The organism is Streptomyces sp. NPDC041940 (genome assembly GCF_055589465.1).
In genome coordinates this window covers 27,725-48,493 of sequence record NZ_JBVJBP010000015.1, presented here as the reverse complement: position 1 = coordinate 48,493, position 20,769 = coordinate 27,725, and the positions used below count along the sequence as shown (strand labels likewise).

19 protein-coding genes are annotated in these 20,769 nt (G+C 72.0%); 5 read left to right on the top strand and 14 right to left on the bottom strand.

Features of this window, described 5'->3' with window-relative positions; translation table 11 throughout:
- The first annotated feature begins 32 nt into the window (after positions 1-32).
- Positions 33-1,016, top strand: coding sequence for a 2,3-diaminopropionate biosynthesis protein SbnA (gene sbnA, locus ACZ6I3_RS24535; RefSeq protein WP_469417368.1), 984 nt, complete (start codon positions 33-35; stop codon positions 1,014-1,016).
- Positions 1,017-1,028: 12 nt separating this feature from the next.
- Complete coding sequence (locus tag ACZ6I3_RS24530; protein ID WP_469417366.1) at positions 1,029-1,724, top strand: 4'-phosphopantetheinyl transferase family protein; 696 nt, start codon at positions 1,029-1,031, stop codon at positions 1,722-1,724.
- A 3-nt stretch (positions 1,725-1,727) separates the two neighbouring features.
- On the opposite strand, the gene ACZ6I3_RS24525 is transcribed toward ACZ6I3_RS24530, so the two are convergent.
- From ACZ6I3_RS24525 to pepN, 4 genes are all read right to left on the bottom strand, one after another.
- Positions 1,728-2,471: an anti-sigma factor gene (locus ACZ6I3_RS24525; RefSeq protein WP_469417364.1), complete on the bottom strand. Its 744-nt coding sequence runs from the start codon at positions 2,469-2,471 to the stop codon at positions 1,728-1,730.
- Positions 2,468-3,079 carry an ECF RNA polymerase sigma factor SigK gene (sigK, locus tag ACZ6I3_RS24520; protein WP_469417362.1) on the bottom strand — a complete coding sequence of 204 codons (612 nt, stop codon included), beginning with the start codon at positions 3,077-3,079 and terminating at the stop codon, positions 2,468-2,470. The genes ACZ6I3_RS24525 and sigK overlap by 4 nt, the downstream gene beginning before the upstream one ends.
- A 264-nt stretch (positions 3,080-3,343) precedes the next feature.
- Positions 3,344-4,384 carry a hypothetical protein gene (locus ACZ6I3_RS24515; RefSeq protein WP_469417361.1) on the bottom strand — a complete coding sequence of 347 codons (1,041 nt, stop codon included), beginning with the start codon at positions 4,382-4,384 and terminating at the stop codon, positions 3,344-3,346.
- A gap of 209 nt (positions 4,385-4,593) precedes the next feature.
- Positions 4,594-7,170 carry an aminopeptidase N gene (gene pepN / locus ACZ6I3_RS24510; protein WP_469417360.1) on the bottom strand — a complete coding sequence of 859 codons (2,577 nt, stop codon included), beginning with the start codon at positions 7,168-7,170 and terminating at the stop codon, positions 4,594-4,596.
- A gap of 137 nt (positions 7,171-7,307) precedes the next feature.
- Between pepN and ACZ6I3_RS24505 the strand changes: the two genes are divergently transcribed.
- Positions 7,308-7,946 (top strand): mycothiol-dependent nitroreductase Rv2466c family protein, encoded by a 639-nt coding sequence (locus ACZ6I3_RS24505; protein WP_469417359.1) that lies wholly within the window; start codon positions 7,308-7,310, stop codon positions 7,944-7,946.
- Between the two features lie 3 nt (positions 7,947-7,949).
- Here ACZ6I3_RS24505 and ACZ6I3_RS24500 read toward each other — a convergent pair whose 3' ends face one another.
- Genes ACZ6I3_RS24500 through ACZ6I3_RS24455 form a run of 10 tightly spaced genes read right to left on the bottom strand, consistent with a single transcriptional unit; the run spans position 7,950 to position 17,809 of the window.
- Complete coding sequence (locus ACZ6I3_RS24500) at positions 7,950-8,171, bottom strand: hypothetical protein (RefSeq protein WP_469417358.1); 222 nt, start codon at positions 8,169-8,171, stop codon at positions 7,950-7,952.
- A complete protein-coding gene (locus tag ACZ6I3_RS24495) occupies positions 8,171-9,199 on the bottom strand; it encodes a glycerophosphodiester phosphodiesterase family protein (RefSeq protein WP_469417356.1) in 1,029 nt (342 codons plus the stop codon). The genes ACZ6I3_RS24500 and ACZ6I3_RS24495 overlap by 1 nt, the downstream gene beginning before the upstream one ends.
- Before the next feature lie 26 nt (positions 9,200-9,225).
- Positions 9,226-10,650 (bottom strand): FGGY family carbohydrate kinase, encoded by a 1,425-nt coding sequence (locus ACZ6I3_RS24490; protein WP_469417355.1) that lies wholly within the window; start codon positions 10,648-10,650, stop codon positions 9,226-9,228.
- Between the two features lie 19 nt (positions 10,651-10,669).
- Positions 10,670-11,701: a 2-hydroxyacid dehydrogenase gene (locus ACZ6I3_RS24485; protein ID WP_469417354.1), complete on the bottom strand. Its 1,032-nt coding sequence runs from the start codon at positions 11,699-11,701 to the stop codon at positions 10,670-10,672.
- The gene (locus tag ACZ6I3_RS24480; protein WP_469417352.1) at positions 11,698-12,801 is read right to left on the bottom strand and encodes an ABC transporter ATP-binding protein; all 1,104 of its coding nucleotides are present in this window, start codon (positions 12,799-12,801) and stop codon (positions 11,698-11,700) included. Before ACZ6I3_RS24480 ends, ACZ6I3_RS24485 begins: the two co-directional genes overlap by 4 nt.
- Positions 12,770-13,603, bottom strand: coding sequence for a DeoR/GlpR family DNA-binding transcription regulator (locus ACZ6I3_RS24475; RefSeq protein ID WP_469417350.1), 834 nt, complete (start codon positions 13,601-13,603; stop codon positions 12,770-12,772). The genes ACZ6I3_RS24480 and ACZ6I3_RS24475 overlap by 32 nt, the downstream gene beginning before the upstream one ends.
- Entirely contained in the window at positions 13,600-14,688 is a 1,089-nt protein-coding gene (locus ACZ6I3_RS24470; RefSeq protein ID WP_469417348.1) for an ABC transporter ATP-binding protein, read from the bottom strand. Before ACZ6I3_RS24470 ends, ACZ6I3_RS24475 begins: the two co-directional genes overlap by 4 nt.
- Complete coding sequence (locus tag ACZ6I3_RS24465; RefSeq protein WP_251057927.1) at positions 14,685-15,509, bottom strand: carbohydrate ABC transporter permease; 825 nt, start codon at positions 15,507-15,509, stop codon at positions 14,685-14,687. The genes ACZ6I3_RS24470 and ACZ6I3_RS24465 overlap by 4 nt, the downstream gene beginning before the upstream one ends.
- Complete coding sequence (locus ACZ6I3_RS24460) at positions 15,506-16,384, bottom strand: carbohydrate ABC transporter permease (protein ID WP_469417345.1); 879 nt, start codon at positions 16,382-16,384, stop codon at positions 15,506-15,508. Before ACZ6I3_RS24460 ends, ACZ6I3_RS24465 begins: the two co-directional genes overlap by 4 nt.
- Positions 16,385-16,387: 3 nt before the next feature.
- Positions 16,388-17,809 (bottom strand): ABC transporter substrate-binding protein, encoded by a 1,422-nt coding sequence (locus tag ACZ6I3_RS24455; RefSeq protein WP_469417344.1) that lies wholly within the window; start codon positions 17,807-17,809, stop codon positions 16,388-16,390.
- A 148-nt stretch (positions 17,810-17,957) separates the two neighbouring features.
- On the opposite strand from ACZ6I3_RS24455, the gene ACZ6I3_RS24450 reads away from it, so the two are divergent.
- Complete coding sequence (locus tag ACZ6I3_RS24450) at positions 17,958-19,421, top strand: FGGY-family carbohydrate kinase (protein WP_469417342.1); 1,464 nt, start codon at positions 17,958-17,960, stop codon at positions 19,419-19,421.
- A 724-nt stretch (positions 19,422-20,145) separates the two neighbouring features.
- A complete protein-coding gene (locus ACZ6I3_RS24445; RefSeq protein ID WP_469417340.1) occupies positions 20,146-20,769 on the top strand; it encodes a histidine phosphatase family protein in 624 nt (207 codons plus the stop codon).

Sequence of the window (20,769 nt, the reverse complement as noted above, 5' to 3'; positions counted from 1 at the left end):
TCCACCACCCGGCCCTGTACGAGGAGACCATCGTGCCAGTCATATCCGTCCCCCACGCCTTCAACGAGGAGGACCTGTACGTCGACCTCGGGCCGATGACGGGACACCGGCTCTTCCTCAAGTGCGAGGGCTTCAACTTCGCCGGTTCGATCAAGATGAAGGCCGCGACCGAGATGGTGGAGTCCGCCGAGCGCGGCGGAACCCTCAGGCGGGACTCGATCCTGGTCGAGTCCTCCTCCGGCAATCTCGGCGTGGCACTGAGCATGATCGCCGCGAGCAAGGGCTACCGCTTCGTCTGTGTGACGGACTCCCGGTGCAACCTCGCCACCCGGCTGATGATGGAGGCCCTGGGCAGCCAGGTCCATGTCGTCTCCGACGAGCGCGCCACGGGCGGTCTGCTGGGCGCGCGGCTGGCGCACGTGCGCGCCCTGTGCGCCGCCGACGACCGCTATGTGTGGCTGAGCCAGTACACCAACCCCGACAACTGGAGGGCGCACTACTTCAGGACGGCCCCGGCCATCGCCCGCTGGTTCCCGCGCCTGGACGTCCTGTTCATCGGCGTCGGCACGACCGGCACCCTGATGGGCTGCGCCCGCTGGTTCCGCTCCTGGCACCGGCCGGTGCGGATCGTCGCGGTGGACAGCGTCGGCTCCGCCATCTTCGGCGACCCGCCCGGACGCCGGATGATTCCCGGCCTCGGCATGAGCGTCCGGCCTCCGCTGCTCGACGAGAGCTATGTCGACGAGGCGGTGCGCGTCGAGGAGGCCGATGCCATCCGTACCTGCCGGACCATGGCGAGGCGGGGCTTCCTGTTCGGCGGTTCGACCGGCACGGTCGTCAGCGGGGCGACGAGCTGGCTCGCCCGGCACGGAACGCCGGGCCTCACGCCCGTCGCGATCGCCCCGGACCTCGGCGAGCGCTATCTCGACACGATCTACCAGAGCAACTGGGTGCAGGCCCTGTACGGCGCCGACACCGTCGCGGACCCCCGCGCCGTGCGGGCGCCCTCCGACTGACCGAGGACGGCCATGCGTCCCGAGCGGCTGACATCCGCCGCCTGGACCGAGCCTCCGGAGCCGCCTCGACCCGGCCGGCCCCGCGTGTGGCTGGCCCGGGTGGACGATCTCCTCGGCGTCGTGGCCCCGCTCGCCGGCACGCTGCTGGACAGCGGGGAACGGGCACGGGCCGCGGCACTGCGCCGGGCGGCGGACCGGGACGGCTACCGGGTCGCCCATGTGTGCCTGCGTCTGCTCCTCGGCGCCTACCTCGAAGTCGAGCCGTCGGACGTGACGTTCGTACGGCGGCCCTGCCCGGTGTGCCGGGGCCCGCACGGGCGTCCCGACGTGCCCGGCGTGCCCCTGTGCTTCTCCCTCTCCCGCACCGACGGTCTCTGCCTGCTCGCCTTCGCGGACACGGCGGTCGGCGCGGACATCGAGCGGCTGCCCGACCCGGACGCCGTCGCCGCCCTCACCACGACCCTGCACCCCCGGGAGGCCGAGGAACTCGCCGCGTGTCCCGCGGACCTGCGCCCCGTCGCCTTCGCCCGGGTGTGGACCCGCAAGGAGGCGTATCTGAAAGGGCTCGGCACCGGACTCGGTCGCGATCCGGGCCTCGATCATCTCGGCGCGTGCGCGCGCGGTCCACGCCGGACACCGGGCTGGACGGTCGACGACGTGGCGGTGGGAGAGGACGCGGCGGCCGCCGTCGCGGTGGCCCGGCGCTGACCGTCACGCGGGGACCGAGATGACGCCGATCGGGTGGGTGGTGGGCTGGCGGGAGCCGCCGGCCGGTTCCACCGTGACACAGACGGCGGTGGCCCCGCCGAGGCGCCCCTCCAGGACATCCGCGTGCCCCCCGCCGGCGGTGGACAGCAGTCCGGCCGACCGGAACTGCCCCGACTGGGCGTACCAGAGCTGGTAGACCCGGTCGTCAGTGAGCGACGGCAGCCCTGCCGCGAACACCGCGGACCGGTTCTCCGCCCGGGAGGCGACCACGCTCGCGGTCCCGCCGTCCGTGAACTCCTTGGTGCTGATCGTGGCGTCGGGGGCGGTCAGGACGTCGGCGAGTTGCCGGTACTCGGCGCTTTCCTCGGCGGCCTCCTCGCGCGCGCTGTCGGCCTCCGAGCTCTGCCACCAGGCGATGCCTCCGAGGGCCGCGGCCGCCGCCAGGGACGCCGCCAGGCCCAGCCGGAGCCCCTGTTGCCGGCGGCGTCGGCGCCGGGCCGCCGCCGCGACGGACCGGTCCTGAGGTACGGCGGCGATCCGCTCCAGCACCCGGCGGCGCAGGTCAGCCGAGGGCGTGCTCGTCTCGGCCGCCCCCATCTCGACGGCCGCCCCGGACAGCTGATCGACCTCGGCACGGCATGCGGGGCAACCGGCCAGGTGCTCCTCGAAGGCGGCTCCCTCCTCGGCCGGCAGCGCGTGCAGCACGTACGCGCCGACATCGAGGTGGGGGTCGTCGGTGAGGTTCACGAGCCGGCCTCCAGACAGTCGTGCAGGCGCCGCAGCCCCTGCCGCATCCGCGACTTGACGGTGCCCGCCGGCATCGAGAGCGCCTCGGCGACCTCCGCGTACGTCAGCCCCTCGTAGTAGGCCAGCACCAGGGGCAGTCTCAGCTCGCGGGTCAGCCGGGTCAGGCAGCGGAAGACCACCCGCTGCTCCTCCCGCGTCTCGACCTCTTCGGCGACGGTGTCGAAGGACCGCTCCTGCTCCCGGACCGCGGCGCGCAGCTCGCGGGCGCGGCCGGCGGCGACGGAGCGGACCCGGTCCACCGCGCGGCGGTGCGCGAGGGTGAGCACCCAGTTCCGGGCGGCTCCGCGCGCCGGCTGGAAGCGGTCGGCGGTCCGCCACACCTCCACCATCACGTCCTGGGTCACCTCCTCCGCCTGGGCCTTGTCCCTGATCACGCGGGTGGTCAGTCCCAGCACCGTGTGGGCCAGGGCGTCGTACAGTTCGGCGAAGGCGCCTTCGTCGCCGTCGGCGGCGCGGATGAGCAGCCGGTCCAGGCCGGGGTCGTCCGCGGCCCCCGCTCGTCCCCCTTGTGTGTCACCTTCCCTCTGGGCTCCGGCTCCTCGGTCCATCGCGCCTCCTCGGCTCAGCTCGACACTGGCCCTCTTCCACGGGCGGCGCATCCGGTCCGAACCCGTACGTCTGACAGATTCACCTGTCTGCCGCAGCGGACGTCCGGCCGGTCTCACGCGCGGCGAGGCGGCGCGTTTCCACTGCTGGTTCGTAGCCGTCGGCCCGACAGATCAAGATCAGGGGCCGCCGGAACACGAGGAGGGGCCGCCGGCGACTCCGGCGGCCCCTCCTCCCCCCTCCTGGTCCCGCCCCCCGGCCCGTCCCTACCGGGGCAGCACCACGACATACGCGGCCGGTTCGCGGTCGGCGGCCGCCATCAGGGCCGTGCGGACCACCGTCGCCTGCTGCTCCACCGAGTCGCGGAGCTTCCTGGGCGTGATGTGAACGACCGTGATGCCGAGCCGCTCCAGGTGCTCGCGCTTGCGGGCGTACTCCGACCACTGCCCCTCGTCGTTCTGCCGGGGCGCCCGGGTGTCCAGCTCCAGGGCCAGCGCCTGGTCCGGCCAGTAGGCGTCCAGACCGCCGAGGTAGGGGCCACCCGGCAGACGCAGGTCCACGTTCCACACCGGGTCGGGCAGGCCGTACTCGCGCACCATCCGGTACAGGCGGTCCTCGGCGATCGCCCGGCCCTCGGCCAGCAGGGAATCCACCGCGTCCACTACGTGCGGGCGGCTCAGCAGCCGGGCCTGGTTCAGCTCCCGCACCACCTCGGCCGGCTCGCAGTACGCGCCGCGCACCGCCTCCGTCATCAGCCGGCGCACCACGACGGCGTCCGTGAGGCCGGCCACCGCGTCGGCCAGCGCACGGGCGACCGGCGCGACGGGCAGGCCGGTGACCTGCTCGGGGGCAGGCAGCGAGACACCCCGGACGATGCGCGCACAGCCCGCCGAGCGCAGCCGGCGCATCCGCGGGACCAGGACGTCGATCGCGTCCAGGGCCGGCAGCGAGGGAGTGGAGGAGAAGCCGTGCAGCGTCAGCGCGGCCAGGCCCGTGATCATCGCCTCGGGCTGGGCGGGGTCGCCGGAGCCGTCCGCGCCGGGCTGGGCGGGAACACCCGCGGCGCGCTCCCGGGCCGCGTACCTCAGCACCGCGTGCAGCCGCTCCTCGCTGGTCGGCGGGCCCGGGTGGAGCAGGACGACGCCGGGGAGGAGCTGCTGCCAGGGGCCGCCGGGGGTGCACTGCTCGTTCACCTGGGCCGTCGGGACACCGTGCGCGCGGAGCTGCGCGACCGTCATCACCCGGAGCCGGCCGCGGCCGGACAGCTCGTGCAGGGGGCGGGGGGAGAGCGGGGTGTTGTGCGTCATGACCGGCAATTTCCCGCGCCCGGCCCCCCTTTGAACCCCTGTTACAGGTCCGTCGACACATACGGACAATCCGGCACTAAAGGACGGATGTTCGGATGCCGAAACCCCCTGGTCCGTTCAGGTGCGGACCAGGGGTTACGGCTGTGATTGCCTGTATTCCGTAACGGTGACGGAACCCCGAATCTCAGGCCAAAGGTGTCATGGCCCGGCTACCCGGCCGCAGCGTCGCACGCCTGCCCCCGCAGCGCCCGCGCCAGATCGTCCCGGGCCTCCAGGACCAGCCGGCGCAGGGCCGGGGCCGACTCCCGGTGGGACTCCAGCCAGGCGTCCGTGGTGTCGAGGGTCTCCTGGGACTGCTGGAGCGACGGGAACAGGCCCGACACCACGTGCATCCCGATCTGGATCGACCGCTCGGCCCACACCCGCTCGATCGCCGCGAAGTACTTCTCCGTGTACGGCGCGAGCAACTCCCGCTGCGAGCCCTGCTCGAAGCCCGAGATGGTCGCCTCGACCATGGCGTTGGACAGCGCGTCCGACTCCACGACCTGCGCCCACGCCTGGGCCTTGACCGCCTGAGACGGGCGGGCGGCCAGACAGCGCACCTGGTGACGCTTGCCGGAGGCGGTGTCGTCCCGCGCCAGCTCCTCGGCCAGCACCTTCTCGTCCACCACCCCGTGCGCGGCCAGCGGCTCCAGGAACACCCAGCGCAGCTCCTGGTCCAGGTCGAGGCCCTCGACCGCCACCGCGCCCGTCAGCAGGTCCCGCAGCAGCTCGAAGTCGGCGTCGGCGGCGGCCACCCGGGCGAAGAACCGCGCCCACGCGAGCTGGTGCTCGCTGCCCGGCCCGGCCGCGTACAGCTCGCGCCGCGCGCCCTCGGAGAGCAGCCGCCCCGTCGCCTCCCGCCGGTCCGGCGCCGCGTAGTGCGTGAGGGCCGACTCGGCCCACGCGTGCAGCATCTGGAGCACGCCGATCTCGGACTCGCGCCCCGCGAACCGCAGCACCAGGTCCACGAAGTCCCGCGCCGGGAGCAGCGCGTCCCGCGTCATGTTCCACAGCGCCGACCAGCACAGGGCGCGCGCCAGCGGATCGGTCACCGACCCCAGGTGCTCGCGCAGCGTCGCCAGCGAGGTCGCGTCGAAGCGGATCTTGCAGTACGTGAGGTCGTCGTCGTTGACCAGCACCAGGTCGGGCGCCTCGGCACCCGCCAGGGCCGCCACGATCGTCCGCGCACCGTCCACGTCGGTCTCGGCGCGCGCGTACCGCTCCAGCGCGCCGCCGTCCGTCACCCGGTACAGGCCCACCGCCACCCGGTGCGGCCGCAGTTCCGGGTAGGACTCGGCGGCCTCCTGCACCACCGCCAGCTCCTCGACCCGGCCCTCCGGGCCGAGCAGCACCTGCGGGGTCAGCGAGTTCACCCCGGCCGTCTGCAGCCAGGACCGCGACCACGCGCTCATGTCCCGGCCGCTGGTCTCCTCCAGCACCGACAGCAGATCGCCCAGGCGCGTGTTGCCGTACGCGTGCCGCTTGAAGTAGCGCCGGGCGCCCTCCAGGAAGGCGTCCTGCCCGACGTAGGCCACGAGCTGCTTCAGCACCGACGCGCCCTTGGCGTACGTGATGCCGTCGAAGTTGAGCTTGGCGTCCTGCAGGTCGCGGATGTCCGCCGTGATCGGGTGCGTGGAGGGCAGCTGGTCGGCGCGGTAGGCCCACGCCTTGCGGCGGTTGGCGAAGGTCACCCAGCCGTTGACGAAACGGGTCGCGCCGACCAGCGAGAACTCGCCCATGAAGTCCGCGAAGGACTCCTTCAGCCACAGGTCGTCCCACCACTCCATGGTGACCAGGTCGCCGAACCACATGTGCGCCATCTCGTGCAGGACGACATTGGCCCGGGCCTCGTAGGACGCCTGCGTCACCTTCCCGCGGAAGATGAACTCCTCCCGGAACGTCACCAGGCCCGGGTTCTCCATCGCGCCCAGGTTGTACTCGGGCACGAACGCCTGGTCGTACTTCCCGAACGGGTACGGGTAGTCGAAGTGGTCGTGGAAGAAGTCCAGGCCCTGCTTGGTGACCAGGAAGACGTCGTCGGAGTCGAAGTGGGGCGCGAGGCCCTTGCGGCACAGCGCGCCGAGGGGGATCTCCAGCGTCGTGCCGTCCGCGAACGTACGGGAGTAGGAGTCCGTCACGTAGTGGTACGGGCCCGCCACGACACACGTGATGTACGTCGAGATCGGCTTGGTCTCGGCGAACCGCCAGACCCCGTCGCCGAGTTCACCGACGCCGTTGCTCCACACCGTCCAGCCCTCCGGCGCCCGCACCTCGAAGCGGAACGGGGCCTTGAGGTCCGGCTGCTCGAAGTTGGCGAAGACCCTGCGGGAGTCGGCCGGCTCGTACTGCGTGTACAGGTACACCTCGCCGTCCTGCGGGTCGACGAAGCGGTGCAGGCCCTCGCCGGTGCGGGAGTAGGCGCACTGGGCGTCGACGACCAGCTCGTTGTCGGCGGCCAGGTCCTCCAGCGTGATCCGGGAGCCGTCGAAGACCTCACCGGGGTCCAGATCACGGCCGTTGAGTGAGACGGCCGTCACACTCGGCGCGATCAGGTCGGCGAAGCTGCTCGCCCCGGGCTCGTTGCAGCGGAAGCGCAGCGTCGTCACCGAGCGGAAGGTGCGGGGCCCGGCGCCGCCGTCCTCGCCGACCGCGGACCGCAGGTCGAGGGACACCTCGTACCCGTCGACGCTCAGCAGGGCGGCCCGCTCCCGGGCCTCGTCGCGGGACAGATTCTCACCGGGCACGGGCGGCACTCCTCATGTGTCGTGGGGTACTGCTGAACAGCACCGATCCTGCCACGTGCCCCTGACGCCAGGGACCGGGAATGACCGGAGCGAGCACCGGCGTTCCCGGAGGAAACGGTTTCCTCGTGAGGAGAGACATGTCGGACAAGACCCCCGTCGACTTCTGGTTCGACCCGCTGTGCCCCTGGGCATGGATGACCTCCCGTTGGGTGCTGGAGGTGGAGAAGGTCAGGGACATCGAGGTCCGCTGGCACGTCATGAGCCTCGCCGTCCTCAACGAGCCCAAGCTGGACGAGCTGCCCGAGGAGTACCGCGAGCTGCTGGAGACCAAGGCGTGGGGCCCCGTCCGGGTCGTCATAGCCGCGCAGCAGGAGCACGGCCCCGAGGTGCTCGGCGACCTCTACACCGCGCTCGGCACCCGCATCCACAACCAGGAGGAGGGCCCCGGCAAGGAGACCGTCGCCGCCGCCCTCAAGGACGTGGGCCTGCCCGAGTCCCTCCTGGAGCACTGGGACTCCACCCCGTACGAGGCCGAACTGCGCGCCTCCCACAAGGAGGGCATCGACAAGGTCGGCCAGGACGTCGGCACCCCGGTGATCGCCGTGCCCGGCGCCGACGGCGAGCAGATCGCCTTCTTCGGCCCGGTCGTCACCCCGGCCCCGCAGGGCGACGAGGCCGGCCGCCTGTGGGACGGCACCCTCGCCGTGGCCTCGGTCCCCGGCTTCTACGAGATCAAGCGCACGCGCACCAAGGGCCCGGACTTCTCCAACCTCTAGGACTCACACCGAGGCGTCGGCTCCCGGGTTCTGCAATTCCTCCGGGAGCCGGCCCCCGCCGCCCGTATGACCCCAGGGCTGATACCACCGGCATCCCGCGGCGGTGCAGCGCCACAGGTCCGTACGGTGCGTCCCGAGCGCCTTCCTCTCCTCGGGCTTCAGCGGCGTGAACACCTGCGTACCGCTGCCCCCACAGGTCGGGCAGTGCTTGTCCTTGAAGAACATCAACCCCTCCTAGCCATCACCGCCAGGTCAGGGAAGTCGGTCACCACCGCGTCGACTCCCATGCGGTAGTACAGCGCGTATTCGGCGAACGCGTCCCCGAAATCGTTCGCTCCGCTCCCGCGCCGGAACTGTGCCGGCAGGAACTGGTTCTCCGCGCGGAAGGTGTACGGCCCGATCCGCAGTCCCGCCGCGTGCGCGTCCGCGACGAGCGAGCCGGCGGCGACCGACGACTTGTCCGGCCCGATCCAGTCCGCGTACTCCGCGATCTCCGCCAGGCCCGCGGGCGTCATCATCTCCTGGTAGGTCCTCCCGGGCAGGTCGTACGGCCCGCCCGTCGTCCCCAGCGCCTGCCACAGCGGCACACCGAGGCCCGTCATGCGCTTGAGGCTCGTCGGCTCGAAGGACTGCACGACGCACTCGCGCCGGCCGAGCCGGTTGCGGCGGATCACGGCCGCGAGCCTCGGTTCCAACGGCAGTCCGAGGGACCGGAAGTACGTCGGATGCTTGGTCTCCGGGAAGACGGCGATCGTCCGGCCGTGGGTCCGCGACAGCCGCCGCGCCAGCTCCACGACCTCCTGGAAGGTCATCACCTCCTCACGGCCGTCGAAGACCGTGTTGCGGTTGCGGACCTGCGGCAGCCGCTCCACCGCCCGCAGCGTCTTCAGCTCGGCGAGGGTGAAGTCCTCCGTGAACCACCCCGTCACGGCCCGGCCGTCGACCGTCTTCGTCGTACGGCGGTCCGCGAACTCGGGGTGGCGGGCCACGTCGGTCGTCTGCGAGATCTCGTTCTCGTGCCGGACGACGAGCACATGGTCCTTCGTCGGCACCAGGTCCGGTTCGATCCAGTCCGCGCCCGTCTGCACGGCGTAGGTGTAGGAGGCGGCCGTGTGCTCGGGGCGCCAGCCGGCCGCGCCGCGATGGCCGATGACCACCGGGCGCCGTTCGGCGGGGGCCGCGTGGGCGGGTACGGCCGCGACCGCCGGCGTGGCGGCGGCCGCGAGCAGGAGAGATCGCCGTCTCAGGTGCATCCAAGTCCCTCTCGTCATACGGGTGTTCAGGTCCTCGCGCGGGTCCGTGCCTCGGCGAGCCGGTCCAGGTGCTCCGCATAGCCCCGCGTGTAGAACGCGGCCCGCCCCGGATCCGGCTCGACGACCTCCGTCGGCCGGGTCCACACCTCCGCCTCCAGCGGCACCCCGTACCGCTCCGCCGCCGCCAGGACCGCGCCCCGCGCGCCCACCTCGCCCTCGACGACCCGCAGCGGCCGACCGAGCACGTCGGCGAGCAGCCGCATCCAGGCGGGGCTGCGGGTGCCGCCGCCGCAGACGGCCAGGTTCCCGTCGAGGCCCGCCGCCTCCAGGCAGTGCCGGGCCGCGTACCCGATGCCCTCGCAGGTGGCGCGGACCAGATCGCCCCGGGTCGACTCCAGGGAGACACCGAGGAGTTCGGCGCGCAGCCGTGGCTCCACGAACGGGGCGCGTTCACCGGAGGGCGCGAAGTACGGCAGCACCCGGACGCCGTTCGCGCCCGGCGGGGTCTCGGCCAGCAGGCCGTCCACCTCGTCGTGCCGCACCCCCGTCGTCGACAGCACCCAGTCCAGCGCCGCCGTGCCGACCATCGCGGGCATGGCACGCAGCCAGTGGCCGGGCCGGTCCGTGGAGATGTACAGGCCCGCCGGCTCGCCGCTCAGGTCCAGCTCGGTCGTGGCGACCAGGCTGGCCAGACAGGTGCCGACGATCAGCAGCCCGTCGCCCGGGGACGTCACCCCGGCGCCCAGCGCGCAGGCCGGCAGATCGTAGGGGCCGTTCGCGATCCGGGTGCCGGACGGCAGGCCCTCGCCGAGCGCCTCGGCCGTCGCGACCGGGTCGCTCACCGGGGCGAGCAGACCGCGCCGGTGCGTCAGCCCCAGCAGCTCGACCACCCGGTTGTCGTACGCCCGGGTCCGCGGGTCCAGGAAGGGCATCGAGGCGTCCGACACATCCGTCGTCGGACCGGCCCCCGTCAGCCGCTGGAACACCATGTCCTTGCAGTACAGGGCGGCCTTCGCGGCATCCAGCGTCTTCGGTTCGTTGCCGTCCAGCCAGGCCAGCAGCGGCCCCGGACAACCCGGGAACATCGCGCTCCCCGTCCGCCGGAACACCGTCTCGAAGGTGCCGTCGGCCAGCCACCGGTCGACCAGTTCGTGCGCCCGGCCGTCCATCCAGGAGGCCGCCGGCCGCACGGGCCGCCCCTCGCCGTCGACCAGCCACACCCCGTCGCCCTGCCCGGTGAGCCCGGCCAGTTCGACCGGTTCCGGGACCCGTTCGGTGACCTCGCTCAGGACGGCCACGACCGCCCCGTACACCTCCTCCATGTCCTGCTCGACGACCCCGCCGTGCAGCGAAAGGGCCACCGACCGGGATGCCACGGCCAGTTGGCGGCCCGCCGCGTCGAAGGCCGCCGCCTTGACCATGGACGTGCCCACATCGATACCGACGTACATGCGGCTCTCCTCCCGGTCCTCAGGTCAGGCAGTGCGCGAGCGGCTCCCTGCGCACCCAGCGGCCCACCTCTTCGGCGGCGATCCGCGCGGCCTTCTCCGCCACCGCGCGCGACGCCCCGCCCAGGTGCGGGGTGAGCACGACACGGTCACCCAGCCCCAGCAGCCGGGACTCGGCGGGCAGCGGCTCCCGCTCGTAGGTGTCGAGCGCCGCCGCCGAAAGCCGCCCGCTCTCCAGGGCGTCGCACAGCGCGCCCTCGTCCAGCAGCGGGCCCCGGGCCACGTTCACCACCACCGCGCCGGGCGGCAGCAGCGCCAGCTCCCGGGCGCCGATCAGGCCCCGGGTCTCGGGGGTGAGCCGGGCGTGCAGGGTGATCACCTGGGAGTCGCGCAGCAGGTCGTCGAGGGAGTGCACGCGCAGTCCGTGGATCTCCCCGTGCACATACGGGTCGTACACCATCACCCGCGCCCCGAACGCGCACAGCACCCGGGCGACCCGGCTGCCGACGGCTCCGTATCCGACGAGACCGACGGGCAGGTCCTCCAGCTCCAGTCCGCTCCGCTCGTACGTGTAGTACGTCGCGCCCTCCCAGCTGCCCCGCCGGGCCAGCGGCTCATGGGCCTGCGGGATGCGGCGCAGGGCGGACAGCATCAGGCCGACGGTGAACTCGGCGGTGGCGGCGGCGTTGCGGCCCGGCGCGAAGCACACCCGCACGTCATGGTTCTTGGCCGCGTCCAGGTTGACGTTGACCGGCCCGCCCCGGCACACCACGACCAGTTTCAGATCCGGGCAGGCGGCGAGGACCTTCTCCGTCACCGGGCCCATCTGCGTGACCAGGACCTCCGCCCCGGCCAGCGCCTCGATCAGTTCGTCCTCGGCGTCACTGGCCTCCCGCACCTCGGCGACCGGCCCGAACGGCTCCAGCGGCCAGCCGAGTGTCAGTTCGCCGATGTCCGCTTGCTCCACCTCGTGCAGTACCGCGCGCGTGATCAGCGACGGCAGGACGAAGTGGTCACCGGCGGCCACGACACGCACGTTCTCTTCGGAGGTCATCGCAGTGCGGCTCCTGTCTCGGCGTCGAAGACATGGGTGTGCTGGGGATCGGCGGCGACCCGGACCCGCTCGTCGTGGGCGAGCCGTACCTCGGGGTCGGTGAGGACGACCAGATGCCGTTCGACCCCTTCCAGGGCGAGGGTCGCCAGGCCCGACTCCAGCAGCGGTTCGTGGGCGACGACCCGGGCGGGCAGGCCGCCTTCGGCCGTGAGCGAGACGTCCTCGGGGCGGATCCCGACGACCACCTCCCGGCCTGCTTCCACGGACACCGGCGTGGGCAGCGCGATCCGCACCGAGCCGGAGAGGCGGGCGTGCCCGTCGCCGGTGGCGATACCGGGCAGCAGGGTGATCGCGGGCTCGCCCACGAAGTCAGCGACGAACACATTGGCCGGGCTGTCGTAGATCTCGTACGGGGTGCCGAGCTGCTGGATCACGCCGTCCTTCATCACGGCGATCCGGTCGGCGAGCGAGAGGGCCTCCTCCTGGTCGTGGGTGACCAGGATGGTGGTGTGGCCCAAGTCCTTCTGGATGCGCTTGAGTTCACGGCGGGTGGTGTCGCGCTGGGCCGCGTCCAGATGGGACAGCGGTTCGTCGAGGAGCAGCACGTCCGGTTCGCGGATCAGGGCCCGGGCGAGCGATACGCGCTGCTTCTGGCCGCTGGAGAGCCCGGCCGGTCGGGCACCGAGCAGGTCGGTCAGCCCGACTCTCTCGGCGATCTCCTTCACCTTGCGGTCGACGTCACCCCTGGAACCGCGTGCCGCCTTTCGCCGGGCCTTGAGCCCGAACGCCAGGTTCTCCGCGACCGACAGCGGCGGATACAGCGCGTAGTTCTCGAACGCGACCCCGATGTTCCGCTGCTGGGCGGGCCGTTCGACCACCGAGTCCCCGCCGACCAGGATGTCCCCGCCGGTCACCGACTCCAGACCGGCGATCATCCGCAGGGTCGTCGACTTGCCGCAGCCGGACGGCCCGAGCAGCCCGAGCAACTCCCCGGAGCGGAGGTTCAGATCGATGCCGCGTACGGCGTCCACGGAGGGCCGCCCGCGCGACTGATACGTCTTACGGAGTTCACGTAGTTCCAGTCCCGTTCCGCTCGCCATGGCCGCCCTTCGTCGCGCAAACCTCGTAACGGACCTTGTGCTCGTCCAGATCCCGCAGCGCCTCCGCCGACGCCCCGTCGTCCACCAGGAGCGTGTCGAAGCGGGACAGCGGGACGACCCGGTGCAGGGCGACCCGGCCGAGCTTGGTGTGGTCGATCAGCAGGACGTTCCGTGCCGCCGCGTCGAGCATCGCCCGCTTCACCGACACGATGTGCTGCTCCTGGTGATAGGCGTAACCCCCGTGCACGGCCGACGTCGACGCGAAGCACACGTCCACGCGCAGCTGCTCGACCGCCTCCACGCAGGACACCCCGAGGAAGGAGGAGTGCAGCGGGTCGTAGTCGCCGCCGAGCGCCATCAGGTGGATGCCCCGCTGGTCGGAGAGGAGGTTGATGGCCTCAAGGAAGTTGGTGACGACCGTCAGCGGTGTGACCTCGCCCGTGCGCAGCCGCCTGGCTATCTCCAGGGTGGACGTGGAGTCGTCCAGCAGGATCGCCATGCCGGGCTCCACCATCCGCAGCGCGTGCTCGGCGACGGCGGCCTTCTCGGCCCGCATGGTCTTCAGCCGGTACTGCACGTTCGACTCGAAGACCCCCGACGGCTGCGCGGTCACCCCGCCCCGGGACTTGCGTACGATGCCCTGCCGTTCGAGCTCGTCGAGGTCGCGGTGGATGGTCATCAGGCTCACCTTGAACCGCTCGGCGAGCTCCGCCGCCGTCGCCGAGCCGTCGGCCAGCACCTGCTCGGCCATGGCGGCCTGCCGCGCCGCGGGCCCCTGCTGTCCACCACTGCTGCTGCTCATGATCGTGTCTCTATCCGTCGTCCCGGGCGCTCCGGCCGGTCGGCCTCGAACAGCAGCAGGTTCTCAGGCCGGACCGCGAGCCGTACCGGTTCGTCCGCACGAAGGCGTGCCGCGTCCGCCCGGGGCGCCACCAGCGACACCCGCTGCTCCCCGGTCCCGAGCCGGACGGTGACCTCGACGGACCGTCCCAGCACCTCGGTGACGTACACGGTCCCGGTGAGTTCGTGACCCTCGCCGTGCAGGGCGATGTCCCGAGGCCGCAGACCGACGAGGACGTCCGTGCCCGGCGCGGCCTGTGCCCGGACGGGCAGTTCCACCCCGCCGTCCGCCCGCACCCCGCTCTCCGTCACCACCCCGGGCAGCAGATTGATCCGGGGCCGCCCGAAGGCCCTCGCGACCTCCGTGTCGTACGGCTGGTACCAGATCTCCTCCCGGGTGCCCGTCTGCACGATCCGCCCCTGGCGGATGACCCCGATCCGGTCGCCGAGCGCCAGAGCCTCGACGGAGTCATGCGTGACGTACAGCGTGGTGGTGTGCTGCACGGCCCCGATCGCCTTCAGTTCGGCCCGCATCTGCTGGCGGAGCTTGGCGTCGAGGTGGGACAGCGGCTCGTCGAGGAGGAAGGCCCGGGCCGGCCGCACCAGCACCCGCCCGAGGGCGACGCGCTGCCGCTGGCCGTTGGACAACTGGCCCACCGGACGGTCCAGCAGCCCGGAGATGCCGAGCAGTTCGGCGACCGCGCCGATGCGCTGTCTGGCTTCGGCGGCGGGGAGACGGTGCCGGGGGGAGCGCAGTGGAGAGGCCAGGTTGTCGTAGGCCGAGCGGTGCGGGTAGAGCGCGTAGCTCTCGAAGCACATGGCCACGCCCCGGTCGTAGGGCTCTACGCCCCGCATGTCCTTGCCGTCGAGCACGACCGTGCCGGAGTCGGGCGGTTCGAGCCCGGCGATGGTCTTGAGGGTCGTCGTCTTGCCGGCCCCGGACGGGCCCAGCAGGCAGAAGAACTCGCCTTCCCGTACGTCCAGTTCGAGTTCGTCGAGCGCGACGGTCTTGCCGTACGCCTTCCGTATCCCGCTCAGCGTGATCACGATTTCACCGCCCCGAACGACAGGCCCCGCACCAGATACCGCTGGATCGTCAGCGCCAGCAGCAGCGGCGGTACGACGGAGACGAGTGCCGCGGCGGCCGTCAGGTTGTACTTGGGCCGGTCCCCGCCGAGGAAGGACAGCGCGCCCACGGTCACTGTCTGGGCCTCGTTGGAGGTGAGGATCAGCGGGAAGACGAAGTTGTTCCAGGCGAAGATGAAGGCCAGCAGCGACACGGCCGCGATGCCCGGCTTGACCAGCGGCAGGGCGACGCGGAAGAAGGCCTGCTTGCGGGTGTAGCCGTCCAGCAGGGCCGCCTGCTCCAGCTCCGGCGTCAGATCGGCGAAGTAGGACCGCATGATCCACACGATCAGCGGCAGCGTCACCAGTTGCAGCACCCACACCATGCCGACGTACGTGTCGAACAGACCGAGCTTCTGGTACAGCACGAACAGCGGGATGATCACGGTCAGTTCGGGCGCGAAGCGGAACGACAGCAGCGTGAACATCAGGTTCTCGGAGCCCTTGAACCGCCACCGCGCCGAGGCGTACGCCGCCGGCAGCCCCACCACCAGCGAGAGCGCCACCGCCCCCACCGACACCACCAGGCTGTTGACGAAGAACCGCACGAACGGGATGCCCTCGCTGTCGCCGAGGACCGTCCGGTAGCCGTCGAGGGTGGGGGAGAAGGAGAAGTAGGTGGAGAAGAGCTGGTCGGTCGGCTTCAGCGACAGGATCACCATCCAGGCGATCGGGAACAGCGCGAAGACGAAGTAGAGGATCAGGGCGGTGTCGCACACCCACCCCACCAGGCGTTTCCTCATGAGGTGACCTCCGCGGCCTTCCGCTGGATCTTCCCGAGATGCTTCACCAGCACCATCGCGGCCAGATACACCACGGCCCACAGCACGATCGTGTAGCTGATCCCGAAGGAGTACCGCTGGAAGCGGATGGCTTCGAGATACGCCCGGATCTGGAGCACCACCGTCGAGTCACCCGGCCCGCCCTCCGTCAGGGCGTAGATGATGTCGAACACCTTCAGCGAGTCCATGAACCGGAAGATCACCGCGACCAGGACGTACGGCCACAGCATCGGCAGCGTCAGCCGCCGGAAGGTGTACCACCACCCCGCGCCGTCCACGGCCGCCGCCTCGAACGGGGAGGCGGGCAGCGACCGCAGACCGGCGAGGGCGAGGATCGCCACGAACGGGGTGTACACCCACACGTCCACGGCGATCGACGACAGCAGCGCGCCCGTCGGGGTGTCGGTCCACTGCACCCCGCCGAGACCGAAGGGCCTCAGCAGGTGGTTGACCACCCCGACCGACGGCTGGAGCATCAGCTTCCAGATGATCGCCGCGATCACCGGGGCGATCATCAGCGGCAGGATCAGGATCTTCTCCAGGACCCGGCCCAGCAGGGTCGAGCGGTGCAGCAGCAGGGCGACGGCCACCCCGAGCACGGTCTCGACGAAGGCCGCCCCGACCGCGTACAGCACCGTCACCCACGCCGAGTTCCAGAACGCCTCCTGCGTGAAGACAGTCGAGTAGTTCTCGAACCGCACCATGTCCGGCTGCGGTTTGCTCGCCGAGAAGTCGAACAGCGTGTAGTACAGCCCGAGCCCGAACGGGTAGAGGATCCCGCAGGTCAGCAGCAGGGCCGGGACGATCAGGAGGTACGGGCGCAGGGCCAGGCGCATGCGCTACCCCACCTTGCCGGCGAGGTCGTCCGCCAGCCCGTCCAGGACCGACTTCGCGCCCTCGCCGCCGTAGATCTCCTGGAGGGCCGCAGCCCAGCTGGTCGTCGCGTCGAAGAACTGCGCCTGCGGAGTGAACTGGATCTTCGTCTGGTCGACGACCGTCTCGAAGGTCTCCAGGAAGCCCGGCAGATGCCGCATCTTGTCCTTGTACGCGGCGTCGTCGGCGACCGACTTGCGCACCGGGTCGATGTGGTTGTGCGTGATCGCGCTCTTGCGCAGGTGCTCCTTGCCGGTCGCCCACTGCAGGAACAGCCAACTGGCGCTCTTCTTCTTGCTCTTGGCGTTCATGCCGAGCGACCAGATCCACATGTTGGTGGCCAGCGACCCATCCGGCCCCTTCGGCCCCGGGTGGAAGGCGATCTTCCCGGAGGCGGGGCTGGCGCCCTTCACCGCCTGGAAGTAGGCGGCCGTGTCGGCGTCGAACAGCATCCCGGCCTTCTTGGCGCCCAGGTCGCTGGAGCACTGGTACCAGGTGTACGACGTCCAGGACGGCGGGCCGCCCCGCTTGACCATCCGCGCCCAGTCCTCGGTGAAGGCGACGGCCTCGGGGCTGTTCATGGCGGGGGTGAGCTTCCCGCCGTCGACCGTGAAGTCCTTCAGCCCGTTGCGGGCGTACATCGTCATGAAGCCGGGGTGGATGGTGGCCCAGCTCCTGGACCCGCGTACGGCGATCCCGTACATCCCGTCGAAACCGGCGCCCGGCGCCTTCCGCTTGATGGTCGCGGCGAGTTCGGTCAGCTCGTCGAAGGACTCGGCGGGCTTCACGCCGAGCTTGCCGAACACCTCGGTGTTGTAGGCGACGACGTTCGTCTCCCAGCCCCACGGCAGCGCGTACTGACCGCCCTGGCCGAGCGGCGCGCCCGCCTTCAGCGACCACTGGTCGGCCTGGAGCAGGTTCGGGAAGAAGTCCCCCTGGTCCCACTCGTCCCCCGTCGCCGAGGAGTTGCGCATCCAGGGCCCGAGATCCTCCAGCCAGTTCGGCGGGCCGTACTGCCACACCATGTACGCGCCGAGCATGAACACGTCGTAGGAGGCACGCCCGCTGGACAGGTCCACGGTGAGCTTGTCGAAGTAGTTGTCCTCGGGGAAGACGTCGTACTCGACCTTGATGCCGGTCTTCTCGGTGAAGGACTTCAGGTCGGCTATCAGGGCGTCCGTGTACGGGTGCTTGTTGAGCAGCGCCTTGACGGTGGTGCCCTTCTCCCGCTTCCAGTCGAAGGAACCGGTGATGTCGGCTGCCGCCGACCCGTCGCTCTTGCCGTCGTTCCCGCCGAAACCGGAGCCGCAGGCCGTGAGCAGCGGGGCCGCGGCAGCACCGGCGGCGAGGGCGAGGAAGCGCCGGCGGTCGTGCACGTGCGTGTCCATCCGTACCTCCACGTGGAGCCTGGTTAACACGTCGAGTCGACTCGTTAACAGAGGGTGGAACGGCTGAAGTTGGGCGTCAATCCCTCGCGCACGGGAAAATCTCAGGGCAGAGTGTGAAGTTCACGGATTCATATGTGCGGGAGGCCGGATGACGGACGAGCATGAGGCCTGGCTGGGGATCGACCTGGGCACGCAGAGCGTCCGCGTGCTGCTCGTCACCGCCGACGGCACGGTCCTCGGCAGCGGCTCGGCCCCGCTGACCGGGCGGCGGGACGGGGTGCGGCACGAGCAGGATCCGGTGCGATGGTGGGCGGCGCTGTGCACGGCGTCCCGGGCCGCCCTCGGCTCCGCGCCCCCCGGCCTGCCGATCGGCGGACTCGCGGTGTGCGGCACCTCCGGCACGGTCCTGCTCACGGACGGCTCGGGCCGTCCGGTGAGCCCCGCGCTGATGTACGACGACGGGCGCGCGGCCTCGGAGGCGGCGCGCGCCCGGGACGCGGGGCTCGCGGTGCAGGACACCTGGGCCCTGCCGAAGGCGCTGTGGCTGGTGGGGGAGTACGGCCCCGGCCTCCGCCTCGCCCACCAGCCCGACCTGATCGTCACCCGCCTCACCGGCGAACCGCCCCCGGCCGACTCCAGCCACGCCCTCAAGACGGGCTACGACCTCCACCGGGAGGCCTGGCCGGAGGCCGCTCTGGCCCAACTGGGCGTATCTGACCGCCTGTTGCCCGACGTCGTACGGCCCGGCACCCGCCTCGGCGAGGTCAGCGCACGGGCGGCCGACGCCACCGGCATCCCCGCCGGCACCCCGGTGCTCGCCGGCATGACCGACGGCTGCGCGGCCCAGATCGCCTCGGGCGCGCTGCGGCCCGGCTCCTGGAACTCGGTGCTCGGCACCACGCTCGTGCTCAAGGGAGCCGCCCGGGACCCGGTCCGGGACCCCACCGGCGTGGTCTACAACCACCGCGCCCCCGACGGCACCTGGCTGCCCGGCGGGGCGTCGAGCGTGGGCGCCGGGGCGCTCGCGGCGCACTTCCCGGAGGCCGACCCGGCCGCCATGGACGAGCGGGCGGCGGCCTTCGAACCGTCCCGTGCGGTCGCGTACCCGCTGGTGTCGCCGGGGGAGCGGTTCCCGTTCCGGGCGCCCGAGGCCACCGGGTTCGTCCTCGGCGACCCCGGGGACGACGCCGAGCTGTGGGCCACCCTGCTCCAGGGCGTGGGCTTCGCCGAACGCCTCTGCCTGGACTACCTCCACCACCTCGGCGCCCCCCTCGACGGCCCGCTCACCTTCACCGGCGGCGGCGCCCGCAGCCCCTACTGGAACCAGCTCCGCGCCGACATCCTCGGCCGCCCGGCCCGCGTCCCGGAGCAGACGGAACCGGCCCTGGGCATGGCGGCGCTGGCCGCGTACGGGGTCTCGCGAGCCGGCACACTCGCCGAAGTCGCCGAGCGCATGGTCCGCGTCCGCACGGTGCTCGAACCCCGCGCCTCGCACACGGCCCGCTTCGCCGAGCCGTACGCTCGCCTCGTGAACACGCTGGAGGCCCGCGGCTGGCTACCCCCGCCCACCGCGGAACACGCCCGCACCCGCCCGAACCCGACGCAGCCATGACGACACACCTGCCCCACCCCCACGCGGGCACCCCGGCCCTGGTGCCGCGGCCTCGCGCTGGTGGCGTCAGCGCCCTGGCGCGGCTTCGCCCCGGCGGCCGGACCGGCCTGGTGCGGCCTCGTCCTGGCGGGCGGAGCGGCCTGGTGCGGCTTCGCCCCGGCGGTCGGACCGCCCTGGCGCGGCCTCGCGCCGGCGGGCGGAGCCGGCCTCGCCTCGGTGGGCGGAGCGTCCTGGTGTGGCCTCGCCCTGGCGGCCCGAGCGGCCTGGCGCCGCCGGGCATCGGCGCTCTGCCCGCCTGGCTGCCGCCGTGCGTCGGTGGCCCGACCGTGTACGAGCGGAGCGTCCTGGTGTGGCCTCGCCCTGGTGGTCCGAGCGCTTTGGCGCTGCCGGGCATCGGCGCTCCGACCCCCTGGCTGCCGCCGCAGGTCGGTGGCTCGACCGTGTATGAACGGACCGGCCGGTCGCGGCTTCGCCCCGGTGGCCGGAGCGGCCTGGTGCGGCCTCGCCCTGGCGGCCGGAGCGGTCTGGCGCCGCCTGGCATCGGCGCTCCGACCTCCTGGCTGCCGCCGCGTGTCGGTGGTTCGACCGCGTATGAACGGACCGGCCCGGCGTGGCCTCGCCCCGGTGGCCCGAGCGCCACCCTGGCACCGCCCCGCATCGACTCTCCGACCTCCTGGCCGCCGCCCCGCGTCGGTGGCTCGACCGCGTACGAACGGAGCGGCCCATGACCATGACTCTCCTGCTGGCCCGGCACGGGCAGACCGTCTGGCATGCCGAGAACCGGTACGCCGGGGTCAGTGACATCGGTCTGACCGACACCGGCCGTGCCCAGGCCGAGGCGCTCGGGCGGTGGGTCGCCGCCCACCCCGTCGACGCGATCTGGACGTCCCCGCTGTCCCGCGCGATCGCCACCGCCGAGCCCGCCTGCCGCGCCCTGGGCCTCACCCCGGAGGTCGAACCGGCCCTGCGCGAATGCGACTTCGGCGTCGTCGAGGGCCGTACGCTCGCCGAGTTCGAGGCGGAGGACCCGGAGTGGGCGGCGGCCTACCGTGCCGACCCGGTGGCCCACTCCTTCCCCGGCGCCGAGGATCCGCTGGCGGCAGCGGCCCGGGCGACCCGTGCAATGCGGGGCATCGCCACCGCCCACCCCGGCGGACGCGTCCTGGTGGTCGCGCACAACACCCTCCTGCGGCTGGTGCTGTGCACGCTGCTGTCGATCCCGCCCCGGGAGTACCGCAGAGTGCTCCCGCGGTTGCGGAACGCGGCGATCAGCGAACTGCGCATGAACTCCGACGGTTCCGCCGCACTCCTCTCACTCAATGTGCCCTGCGAGGCGGAAGTGCCGTAG